The sequence below is a fragment of the Microbulbifer sp. genome (assembly GCF_051659245.1).
Taxonomy (GTDB): domain Bacteria; phylum Pseudomonadota; class Gammaproteobacteria; order Pseudomonadales; family Cellvibrionaceae; genus Microbulbifer.
The window spans coordinates 41,763-54,933 of sequence record NZ_JBOFOC010000176.1 but is presented as its reverse complement, the minus strand read 5'-3'; the positions used below and the strand labels follow the sequence as shown (position 1 = coordinate 54,933).

Sequence of the window (13,171 nt, the reverse complement as noted above, 5' to 3'; positions counted from 1 at the left end):
CTCGGCCTCACCGGCACCGACAACCAGCTGAGCGCCGGCTCCATTCTCTTCAGTAATATCCAGAATGCAGTGGCCTCGGCCCTGGCGGGGAGCACCGGCGGGGACCTGTTTACCATCACCGCAGACAACGCCCTCAATGCAGCGGCTATCAGTTTTACCGGCCTGAGCAGCGTCAATGCCGATGCGGGCAGTGACACAGTGGTGGCGTTGGGGCCGGTTGCCCTGACAGGCAACAGCATGGAAGCAAATAGCAGCGGTATCAATTTCTCAGCTATCGAATTCGTCACCGGAAATAGCCTGGAGGGTTCGGACGGCGCGGATGCGTTTATCATCACCGGTGTCAACGCGGTAACGGCGAATGATATTTTCTTTAATGGCATCAGCAATGTCGATGCCGGGTTGGGCAGTGATAGCGTCACCGGTGCCGATGGCGCCGACTGGACTTTAACCGGTACTAGTAATCAGGCAGAGAACAGCGGCATTACCTTCTCCAATGCGGATGCGCTGGTCGCAGTTAATGCCGGACTGATAGGCACTGCTGGCAACGACAATTTTACACTGCAGGCCAGCGGTGATGTCGATATCAACAGCATGACCTTTACCGGCCTGGATACCGTGGATGGCCTGAGCGGTATCAACACCCTGGATGCCAGCGCCTATGTCGCCGGCCTGTCCCTGACCGATACTGACAACCAGCTGAGTACCGGGTCTGTAATCTTCGGCAATATCCAGGATGCGATAACTACGACGCTGGCGGGCAGTGCCGGTGCGGATCTTTTCACCATCACCGCCGATAACGCCCTCAGTGCTTCAGGTATCGGCTTCACCGGTTTAAGCAGCGTCAATGCCGCTGCCGGTAGTGATACGGTGACAGCCCTGGGACTGGTCAGCCTGACCGGTAACAGCGGTGAAGCGCTAACCAGTGGTATCAGCTTCTCGGGTATAGAGTCGGTAAGTGGTGGCAGCCTTGAGGGTTCGGATAATGCCGATACTTTCGTTGTCACCGGCACCAATGCGCTGACGGGTAATGATATCGCCTTTAGTGGTATCAGCAGCGTCGATACCAAATTGGGTGACGACACAGTGGTTGCTCAAACGCTGGTCAGCCTGACCGGCAACAGCGGCGAGGCGCTGACCAGTGGTATCAGCTTCTCGGGCATAGAGTCGGTAAGTGGTGACAGCCTTGAAGGTTCGGACAATGCCGATACCTTCGTGATTACCGGCACCAATGCGCTAACGGCCAATGATATTGCCTTCGATGGTATCAGCAGTGTGGATGCCAAACTGGGTAGCGATAGCGTTACTGATGACACGAACTCCAATTGGACACTGACGAGTCTCAACAATGAGGCAATAAACAGTGGTATCACCTTCACCAATGTGGAGACATTATCCGCGATCAGTGGAGGGTTGATCGGAACCAGCGCTGATGAAAGCTTTGTGCTGCAAGCTAGTGGTGATGTGGATGTCAACGGCATGACCTTCAGTGGGTTGAGCGCCGTGAACGGCATGGGGGGTATCAACTCCCTGGATGCCAGCACCTACGTGGCGGGCTTGACTCTGACCGGTGATGACAATCAGCTGAGCGCCGGCTCGATGGTTTTCAGCAATATCCAGAATGCGGTAACGGCGGCGCTGGCTGGCAGCACAGGTGCGGATCTATTTACTATTACCGGCGCTAATGCCCTCAATGCTGTAGGTATAAGTTTTACCGGCTTGAACAGTGTCGATGCCGATATAGGCAGCGATACCGTGGCGGCACAGGGAATCGTATCTCTCACCGGCGTCAGCGGCGAAGCGCAAACCAGCGGTATCTCCTTTGTGGGTATTGAGTCTGTCAGCGGTGACAGACTGGAAGGTTCGGATAACGCGGATTCTTTTGCGGTCATCGGCACCAATGCACTGACGGCCAATGATATCGCCTTCAGTGGTATCAATAGTGTCGATGCCAAATTGGGCAGCGATAGCGTAACCGGCTTGGACGGTGCCGACTGGACTCTGACGGGTGCCGCTAGTGAAGTGGTAAACAGTGGAATTACTTTCTCCAATATCGAGGTATTGTCCGCGGTAAATGGAGGGCTGATCGGTACCGCTGCTGATGAAAACTTCGTGCTGCAAGCATCTGGCAATGTCTCTATCGATGGCATGATCTTCGGTGGCCTGGATTCTGTGGACGCTCTGGGCGGCACCAACACCCTGGATGCCAGCGCCTATGCAGCGGGTCTGGCCCTGACCGGCAATGACAACCAGCTGAGCGCCAACGCCATATCCTTCAGCAATATCCAGGATGCAGTCGCCTCGACGCTGGCGGGCACTACCGGCGCAGACCTGTTCACCATTACTGCAGACAACGCCCTCAATGCGGCGGCTATCAGTTTTACCGGCCTGAGCAGCGTCAATGCCGATGCGGGCAGTGATACAGTGGTGGCGTTGGGGCCGGTGGCCCTGACAGGCAGCAGCAAGGAAGCGATCACCAGCGGTATCAATTTCTCAGCTATCGAATCCGTCACCGGAGGTAGCCTGGAGGGCTCGGACAGCGCAGATACCTTTACCATCACCGGCGCCAATGCGGTAATGGCTAATGATATTTCCTTTAATGACATCAGCAATGTCGATGCCGGGTTGGGCAATAACAGCGTGATCGGTTTGGATGGCGCAGACTGGACATTGACCGGAACTAGTAATCAGGCAGAGAACAGCGGCATTACCTTCTCCAACGTAGAACTTTTGGCTGCAATTAACGGGGCCCTGCTCGGAACTTCCGGCGATGACAATTTTGCACTGCAAGCCAGTGGTGATGTTGCGGTCAATGGCATGACCTTTAGTGGCCTGGATACCGTGGACGGGCTGGCCGGCACCAACTCCCTGGATGCCAGTGCCTATGCAGGGGGCCTGAGCCTGACCGGCACTGCAAAGCAGCTGGATACCGGTTCCCTGCTACTGAGCAATATAGACGCTACCCAAGTAGCCACCTTATACGGTACTAATAATGACGATTTATTTACATTCGAAACTGACACTACTTTAAAGGCTTACGGGATAGTATTTAGCGGGCTTTCTCTGGTTGATGCTTTAGGTGGTGAGGATATTGTATCTGCCTCTGATGTTGAGCTCGGGGGAGGCGTCAACGGAATAGAGTTTCAGAATGTTGAGAAATTTAATGCAAACAAAATATCTTTGGATAAGTGGCAGCGTGGAGATTTTGAAATTCTGGGCGATGGCTATTTGGTTTCGGTTCTGGAGGGGGAGGGTGATCTTTACTTTGTCGGTGTTAGTTATCTGGAGACCAATGGCTGGGCCTTTAGCGTTACCGGGTATGACGGTGCTGATTGGATAATCAAAGGCGACAATGAAGCCGAAAACTATGGGATTCACTTCAGTGACGTTACCAGCCTTATCGCCAAAAATGCCGGAATTCTGGGCACGGCTGGAGATGATGTTTTTACCGTAGATGAGAATGGCTTTGTCGGAATACAAAATATGTCCATACAGAACGCCAAGTTCATCGATGGGCTTGTTGGTTCAGATTCCATAGATTTTAGCGACTTCTCTGATGGCTTGGGGGATTTGGCCCTCAACGGCGAAGAATACCAGTTTGTGACTGATCTCCAGGTCCAGGGTGTTCTGTTCAGACAGATAGAAAATATAAGTGGCACTTCTCTATCACTTAGAGGTAGTGATTTTTCTGAAAGCTTTGTCCTGACCGCAGACGACACCGTCGAGGTGCGCGGTATGACATTTTCCGGCTTGGCGACACTGGACGGTGGTCTGAACGACAGCGACTCGCTGGATGCCAGCGCCTTGTACAGCGGCAGCTTGAGCCTGACAGGCATTGCAAAACAGCTGGATACCGGTTCTCTGCTGCTGAGCAATATAGACACCGTACAGGTTGCCACATTGACCGGCAGTGCCGGTATCGATACCTTCACGGTCACCGGCAGCAAGAGCTTGGACGCCTCCGGCATCAGCTTCAGTTCAGTAAATGAGGTCGCAGGAGCTGGCAGTGACGATATTGTCGAGGCATTGGCTGTAGATGTGGTGCTGACTGGAGTGAGCAAAGAGATCATTACCAGCGATATCCTGTTCACCGATATCGAATCCGTTACGGGCGGTAGTCTGGTGGCTTCAGACTTGGCCGACACCTTTGTCATCACCGGCAGTGATTCGATAACCGCCAATGGTATTGCCTTCAGCGGCATCACAGGCACTATCGATGCCAGGTTGGGCAACGACAGTGTTACCGGCTTCGATGGGGCTGACTGGATACTGACCGGCACAGATTATGAGGCGGCAAACAACGGCATCACCTTCTCCAATGTGGAGCTACTGACCGCGGTCAACGGGGGCTTGGTTGGCACCGCCGGTGACGACAGCTTTGTACTGAAGGCTGATGGCGGTGTCGATAGTTACAGTATGTCCTTCAGCGGGCTGGATTCTGTGGATGGTCTGGCCGGTATCAACGCCCTTGATGCCAGCGCCTATGCGGCGGGCCTGGCGCTCACCGGCAGTGACAACCAGTTGCGCACCGGCTCCATAATCTTCAGCAACATCCAGAGTGCGATAACCTCGTCACTGGCTGGCAGTACCGGCGCAGACCTGTTCACCATCATCGGGGCCAATAGCCTCGATGCTGCGGATATCACCTTTACTGGCCTGGGCAGCGTCAACGCCGGTACGGGCAGCGACACAGTGGCGGCGGCAGGTGTGGTTACCCTGACCGGGGGCGCTAAGGAAGCGCAGACCAGCGGTATCGACTTCGCGGGAATCGATATCGTCACAGGCGGCAGTCTGGAGGCATCCGACAGTGCCGACACTTTTGTCATTACCGGCGCCAACGCGGTAACCGCCAACGAAATCGCTTTCAGCGGAATCAGCAGCGTCGACGCCAAACTGGGCGACGACAGTGTTACCGGTGCCGACGGTGCCGACTGGACACTGACCGGAGTCGATTACGAAGCGGTCAATAACGGTATCAAATTCTCCAATATAGAGGTCCTGGCCGCGGTCAACGGAGGGCTGATCGGTACCGACAGCGACGACAGTTTTGTATTGCAGGCCAGTGGCGACGTTGGTATCTATGGCATGACCTTCAGCGGCCTGGATACTGTGGATGGCCTGGCCGGTACCAACGCCCTCGATGCCAGCGCCTATGCGGCGGGTGTGGCGCTCACCGGCAATGATAACCAGTTGAGTGCCAACTCTATAATCTTCAGCAATATCCAGGATGCAGTTGCCTCTGCACTGGCGGGCAGTACTGGCGCAGACCTGTTCACCATCATCGGGGCCAATAGCCTCGATGCCGCAGATATCACCTTTACTGGCCTGGGCAGCGTCAACGCCGGTACGGGCAGCGACACAGTGGCGGCGATGGGTGTGGTTACCCTGACCGGGGGCGCTAAGGAAGCGCAGACCAGCGGTATCGACTTCGCGGGAATCGATATCGTCACAGGCGGCAGTCTGGAGGCATCCGACAGTGCCGACACTTTTGTCATTACCGGCGCCAATGCGGTAACCGCCAACGAAATCGCTTTCAGCGGAATCAGCAGCGTCGATGCCAAGTTGGGTAACGACAGTGTTACCGGTGCCGACGGTGCCGACTGGACACTGACCGGCACAGATTATGAGGCGGCAAACAACGGCATCACTTTCTCGAATGTGGAGGTACTGACCGCAGTTAACGGGGGCTTGGTCGGCACCGCCGGTGACGACAGCTTTGTACTGAAGGCTGATGGCGATGTCGATAGTTACAGAATGTCCTTCAGCGGGCTGGATTCTGTGGATGGCCTGGCCGGTATCAACGCCCTCGATGCCAGCGCCTATGCGGCGGGCCTAGCGCTCACCGGCAGTGACAACCAGTTGCGCACCGGCTCCATAATCTTCAGCAACATCCAGAGTGCGATAACCTCGGCACTGGCTGGCAGTACCGGCGCAGATCTGTTCACCATCACCGGGGCCAATAGCCTCGATGCTGCGGATATCACCTTTACTGGCCTGGGCAGTGTCAACGCCGGTACGGGCAGCGACACAGTGGCGGCGATGGGTGTGGTTACCCTGACCGGGGGCGCTAAGGAAGCGCAGACCAGCGGTATCGACTTCACGGGAATCGATATCGTTACAGGCGGTAGCCTGGAGGGATCGGATAGTGCTGATATCTTTACAGTCACCGGTGCCAATGCAGTAACGGCCAATGAGATTGCCTTTAGTGGTATCAGTAGTGTGGATGCCAGGGGCGACAGCGACACGGTCGTCGGATTCAGCGGGGCTGACTGGACGGCACTCGGCAACAATACGGCCGAGAACAGCGGAATCACCTTCAGCAATGTGGAAGTTTTGAGTGCTGGCAATGCCGGCCTGATAGGCACCAGTGGCAATGACAATTTCTTCCTGAGGGCTGATGGCACTGTCGAGCTGCTCGACATGACCTTTCTTGAACTGAGTGCCGTAGATGCCCTGGGCGGCAGCGACTCGCTGAATGCCGACGCCTATGCCGGGGGGCTGGCGCTTACCGGCACAGACAAGCAGCTGGCCGCCGGCGGTCTGGTGTTCAGCAATATCGAAGACGCCGTGGTTACTGCTTTGACCGGCACCACTGGCGCGGACAGCTTCAGTATCACTGGCGCAGGCGCACTGGATGCAGCGGGAATCAGCTTTAGTGGCGTTAACAGTATATTCGCAGGCGCCGGCAATGACAGTGTGAGCAGCGTCGCTTCCGATGGATGGGGCCTGACGGCAAACAGCAATGAAGCCATTCACGCGGGCATCACCTTCAGTGCCGTGGAATCCTTTAGCGGTGGCAATGGCACCCTGGTCGGGCATACCAGTGGTGACAGCTATAGCGTCAATGGAGTCGGTACAGTGGCCGTCGACGGTATGGCCTTTAGCGGAATCACCGAGGTCACCGGGGATTCCGGCACCGATTCACTCAATGCAATTTCCAGCGCCACATTGAGTGGTGCAAATGGGAGCTTTTCAACCAGTGGCATAAATTTCGCCGGCTTTGAATCCCTGGTGGTGGCGGACCTGGTTGGCACCAGCGGAGACGACACATTCCAGGTGATCGCCGACAGCACCCTGAGTGCCTACGGCCTGACTGTTTCCGGCGTGGACACCCTGGATGCCGGTATGGGAAGCGACAGCATTCAAGGTCGCAATGGTCAGGGCTACCAGTTGAACAGCGGTTCTGTTACTCACGACGGTATTGTATTTACGGGTGCGGAAGTTTTCGCTGGCCAGGAATCGACTCTGACAGCGACCGGCAGCGCCGAAAGCTTCACCATGACTGCCAATGACGCTATCACCATCGATTCCACCGGGCTGAGCTTCAGTGGACTGGTGGCGGTGAATGCGGGCAGTGGCAGCGATACAGTGGCGGTGTTGGGTACTGTCTCGCTAAATGGCTCGAATGCGGCGACCGCTGGTGAAATCAACTTTACCAACATCGATACGGTGACTGGCGCTGGTGCTCTGGCAGGTACCGGCGGGGCGGACCAATTCACTGTGGTGGCAAACAACCAAGTGGACAGCTATGGAATTCGCTTTGAGGACGTCACCTCGGTGGCCGCCGCCGGAGGCAGCGACGACCTGATTGGCCTTGGCACTGAAGCCTGGCAACTGAGCGGCACCAATAAAGCGTTGAGTCACGGCGGTATCGAGTTTACCGGCCTGGAGACCACCAGTGGTGGCAATGGCGTATTGATCGGTTCAGCTTCCAGTGATCAATTCACTATCACCGCGGATAACCTGGTGACGGCCAACAGCATCGCCTTTACCGCCATCACAGACGTGGATGCCGGCGGAGGTACGGACACGGTCACTTCCGCCGACGGTGAGGCCTGGGTGCTGGGGTCGGCGAATGGCAGCGCGGCGGCGGCGGGTATCAACTTTGCGAATATTGAAGCCATAACCGGGGGCAATCTGCTGGTCGACGCGTCCAGCAACAACGCCAGTGATAATTTTGTATTGAATGATTCCGGACAAGCGCTCAGTGTGCGAGGAATCGATTTCTCTTCTGTCGCCAGTGTTTCTGCCGGTACTGACTCGGGGGACTCGGTAACCAGCAATGCCGCCGAGTGGCAGCTGACTGGTGCCGACGGTGAACTGTCCGTCAATGGCGTGAACTTCGCGGGTATCGACCAGGTAATTGCCAGCAACGCGCTTCTGAAGGGCACAGACAATACCGAAATCTTTGCCCTCGTGGGCGAGAACGCATTGGGCGTTGCCGGCATGGCTTTCGAAGGTATTACCCGGGTGGTGGCCGGCGGCGGCAGCGATCTGTTGCAGGGAACTTCGGCCGCGGACAATTTTGAGCTGACGGAGACCGGCGATATCAGCGTGGCCAGTATCAATTTCAGTGGCCTGGAGCGGGTGGCTGCTGGTGGGGGCCTCGACACGGTCAATTCCAGCGGCGCCAGTTGGACCTCGACGAGTAATGGAGGTGCACTCGTCGACGGCAGTGCAGTGGCTTCGGTAAACAATTTGACAGTGCTGTTCGAAAACCTGGAACTGGTCAATAACGCCGGCGCCTATGTGGGCCAGGATATCGACACTGAATACGCCTTTACCAGCCTGGATACAATGACTGTAGCTGGCGTTACCTTTGCCGGCCTTGGCAGTCTGACCGCCGGTAGCGGTGCCGATGTACTCCGGGGTGCTGATATCGATGCGCAGTGGTTTGCGGACGATACGCGAAGCACCATCAGCAGTGGCGGTGAGTCCCTGGTATTTAGCGGTGTGGAGTCAATTATTGCGGGTAGCGGCGTCGACCAGTTTACTCTTTCCGGGGGAGAATTCACGTCCATTGATACCGGTGCAGGTAATGATACGGTGTTGCTTGCCGGAACTGTTCTCGATAGCCTGGCGCTCGGCGAAGGGAACGACCTGCTGCAGATCGACGCCGATAGCAGCCAGGCCGTTGCTCTATCCGGCGGCGGCGGTGACGATCAGTTCCAGTTTAATGTTGCCGGTAAAACCTGGCAGGTTTCCAGCAATAGTAGTCGGGTGGGGAACTTCCATTTTACCGGGTTCGAGTGGCTGGATAACACTACCAGTAGTTTGAGTCTGGAAACCGACCTGAATTTTGACTTTGATAATGGCGGTGTCAACTCCGCGACGTTCAATCGCAACGGAGCCGGAATTCTCTTTTCCAGCATCGGTATGCGGTTGGGCTACGATGGTAGTGGGGACGTCACCATTACCAGCACCAATACCGAAACTATCAGTGGGGATTTCCAGGCAAATCGCGCCGACCTGACCGTTGCCGGCAATGTGGATATCACCACTGACGTGAACATACTCAATATCCAGGCGTCCGGTGACGATATCGATATCTCAGTGCTGGCGCAGAAGGACCTGATCATCGATGAGATCAACGCAGGCCGCGGCAATATCACATTGAACAGTGCCAGCTTCGGTAGCCTTACTGCGGAGGCTTTCGGCGATACTCACCTGACGGCCGGCACCGTGAAATTGGGCTCCGAGTTGCAGCAGTGGACCGTGATCGGCAGTGCGATCAACCCATTGCGCATGGATGTCTCCCAGTCGGTGGATATCCTATCCATCAGCTACTTCGAGCCGGACTTTATCGGCCAGATCCCAGCTTTCACCAGTACCGGTGACGAGCTGCAATCCGTGGCCGGGGCCCAGGCCGCTCAGGGCCTCAAGTCGGCGGTGCAGAATGCGGTGGAGGATTTCGCCCAGGTGGACCCGGGTATCTTCAACACGGTTAATCCCTACAGTACTGGCGTGGATGCGGTCAATACGCCGGAGATGCGTTTAACGGGCGAGGCGCTGGTTCCGGCCAACTCCGCAACGCCTGACGATGAGGAAAGGCTTCCGGGCAGGTCCGCTGAGCCAGGAGAGGACGAAGACTCCGCTGAGGAAGAGCGCAAGCGTAGCGCGCTGGCCCCCGCCGAATTGGGAGGCTGATCGCTGTAGGCTGCGATCTGGAGATCTTTTCCGGATGCATTGAGGTAGTCCAGTCCATAGCAAATAAAAGGGCCGACTCACTTGAGTCGGCCCTTTCTTTAGACGGCTTTGCCAAGCTGACTAAGCATCGCAGGCAGACAATTCTTCACTGGATGCTACGGCCAAGTGTTTACTGTCCGCCGGAAATACCAAGGCTGACCAAAATAGATATTTTTTCAGGATGCGATGGTTTGATATAAGCTACCTGCTTCCATCCAGATTCAGTTTTTTCGAACACATATTCAGCACCTGAATCTGAATCCTCCAGAAGGTCGCCATGGGCAGCATCATTAATTTCCTCAGCAATTTACTTTCTATCGGTATTCGTCTTTTTTTGGACTAAAAAAGGCCGATTCCTTGTGAGTCGGCCTTGCTGTAGGGTTGACAAAAAATAAGATGCTCGTAGCAGATAGATCAGAAAAGCTTAATAGATATACACGGCGCCGGCACCGTCGCTGCTGTCATCTTCCTGATCTCCGCCGATCCCTGTCGACATGCTTGATTCCCTAGGTGCACCAACAACCATCGTGCTGCCATCCTCGGAGAGTGCTATAGCACTGCCGAACTGATCATACTCTCCGGTATTCGAGGCTTTCACAAAGTTATTTTCAACCCATTGATCGCCAGTTTTACGGAAAGTGTATACAGCACCAGATTTTGTAGCGGTTCCATCATGGGCAGGGTTGACGCCTATGCCTGAACTGTCGTCATAGCTGCCGATGGCCAGGCTATTGCCATCATTGGAAAGTGAAAGAAATTGTGCAAACTCAGCATTTTCCTCGGGGTTGGACGGCTTGATGAAAGCGGATTGCTGCCAGCCAGAGACTGTTCTCTCAAATATGTAGGCGGCGCCTGAATTCGGTAGTAGATTGTCATGTGTTGCATCTATGCCCGCGCCTGAAGTGTCGTCGCCCTTGGCGCCCACTGCTAGCGTTTTGCCATCACTGGAAAGCTCAATGGCGAAGCCGAAAGAATCTTCTGTGTCAAGTGATTCTCCAACAACGGTTTCTTTGGTTAAATAATTATCATCGGCGCTATACAGGTAAGTTTCATTATTGCTGGGGCTGCCTACGGCCACGGTGCTGCTATCCTCAGACACTGCCACACTGAGTTGATAAGTGGTTTCCTCCGTATAAATTGTCTGTCTGCTGGAAATTTGGTGAGCTCCGTCCAGTTTCAGAACATCGACTCTGCGCAGGCCAGTGCTTAAATAATCTCCGGAGGAGACCACAATAGTTCGTCCATCTCCTGAAAGTTCTAATGTTGTCCCGTAGCGGTTTTCGTCCTCTAGCGGATTGGCGTCCTTCCAGAGCAGTTTCCATTTTTCATTTTCTGCAGCGCTGGCATCGTATGAAAAGAAGTAAATGGCGCCGTTGTCCCTGTCTGTGTAAATACTTCCATCGAGCATCAATCCTGAACTTGGCATTCCGACCGCCAGGAATTCTCCGTCTGCGCTGAGGGAAAGAACCTCGCCAAAATTATCATTGCTAATTCTTGTTCTTGCCGTTTCGGTTTGTAAGGGCTCTCCCGCGCTATTGAGATACGAAGCCCATCCCTGCGCCGTTTTATAAAACATGTATACACCTCCCCAGCTTCTGCTCCCGTACCCCGGGGCACCAACGGCCATAACGGACCCGTCTGCGGAAAGCGATATGGCGCTGCCAAAATTCAGAAATTCATCAGGAGTGGCATCATCGCTTTCAGGTAAAGTTTCCTTGAAGTATCCGATCATGGACCTCGTATCCACCTCATCCAATGCGATTTCATTCGAGCGCTCAATAATTCGCTCATCCTGATCCAGTGCAATCAGCTGCAGGCGAGCTCTGTCCCAGAGCGTAAGGTGCAACGGAACTTCGAATTCCACTTCAGTCTGGTCACCAGCAATGACTTCAAACCCTGAGTCTGTGAAGCCGGAGCTCCCATCCGGATTGACTTCAACGCGATAGTGATCGACGGGCACATCGATCGTCCAGCTTATCTTCAGCTTTTTCGGATTTGTGCCGTCACCGCCTGCCGCGGCGCTCGCTGACAGCTCGGCGGTGGGTGTAACCGTCACCGTCACCGTCACCGTCGCTTCGGAGGCGTTTCCATCCGCGTCGGAGATTTCGTAGGTAAAGCTGTCCTCACCATTGAAATCTACACTGGGAACATAGGTGATGGTGTCATCGTTTGCGTCATCGGGTGTGCCGGAGTCGTTGACCGTCGCTTGGCCGTATTGGGGTGGCGTCTTCACCACCAGTGTGCTGATTCCATTTTCTCCAAGATCGTCGTTTTGCAGCACAGCGATAACGATGTCGGTATCTTCGTCGCCGGTGACGGTGTCGTCGACTGCTTGAGGCTGTGTATCGACGCCGCCGCCGCTACTGCTACTGCTACTGGAGCTGCTACTACTGGAGCTGCCGCCCCCATTGTCACTGCTCCCGCCCCCGCCCCCGCAGGCCGCCAGCATTGCGGTCAGAAGTAGTACTGGTAATTTGCCGGTAAGGCCCTCAAGCCCCTGGCTGATGCTGTTACTGGTTGTGAACATTGCTATTCCTTTTCAACTGACTGTGTAGGGTCCGTTCGATAGTGTTGCTGTAAGGTATTCTTTGATAGACCGGTATTTGCTTTTTAATTCAAGGAGGCTATTCGATTATTTTTGTAAAATGCATATTCTGCAGCCGCAGTAAATAGGACTGACTGTGGGCAGGGTGAAAGGCTGGCTGGTGAAGCCCGCTACCGGCAGTCGATTGTAACCAGGAGAGCCGGATTGGGTGTATCCGGGAGGAGGTGTAATTAGCTGTTTGCTTGGCCGCTATGCTGGCAGGCATATCTCAATTCCCTGGCAGTTTTCCTGCCACCTCCGTGGCTATTCAGCACAGATTTTACCCACAGACAAATGCCATATCCACCAACGCAGTCGCAATTAGTGAGGTAAATCGCACTTTGGACTAGAGAAATCGGTTGCTACCACTTCAAAGCATTGGAGTAGTTATTTGGGGGGGCAGTGCTAGGTCTCTGTAATCGTATGTAATGCAGAGCTGTTGCCAAAAGCAGGCGGCATCATCATCTGGATGTCTTTCTCGTTTCGCTCGACGCGGTAGTGGTTGTGATCACAAGCTCAGTCCGGATGGTTGCGAGCGTTGGGCCCGTCCATACTTGCCGTTAGCCAACACCGGATCGGCCCCTCTCCGTGGATATATGCGAAAATGTCCCAAATCATTCCTCC

The 13,171-nt window shown here is 55.0% G+C and carries 2 protein-coding genes; one reads left to right on the top strand and one right to left on the bottom strand.

Translation table 11 applies throughout. From position 1 onward, the window contains the following. The first annotated feature begins 69 nt into the window (after nt 1–69). Complete coding sequence (locus ACRC0P_RS16880; RefSeq protein ID WP_438632467.1) at nt 70–9,924, top strand: beta strand repeat-containing protein; 9,855 nt, start codon at nt 70–72, stop codon at nt 9,922–9,924. Nucleotides 9,925–10,387: 463 nt separating this feature from the next. On the opposite strand, the gene ACRC0P_RS16875 is transcribed toward ACRC0P_RS16880, so the two are convergent. Continuing rightward, nucleotides 10,388–12,490: an Ig-like domain-containing protein gene (locus ACRC0P_RS16875; RefSeq protein WP_438632466.1), complete on the bottom strand. Its 2,103-nt coding sequence runs from the start codon at nt 12,488–12,490 to the stop codon at nt 10,388–10,390. Nucleotides 12,491–13,171: the final 681 nt, after the last annotated feature.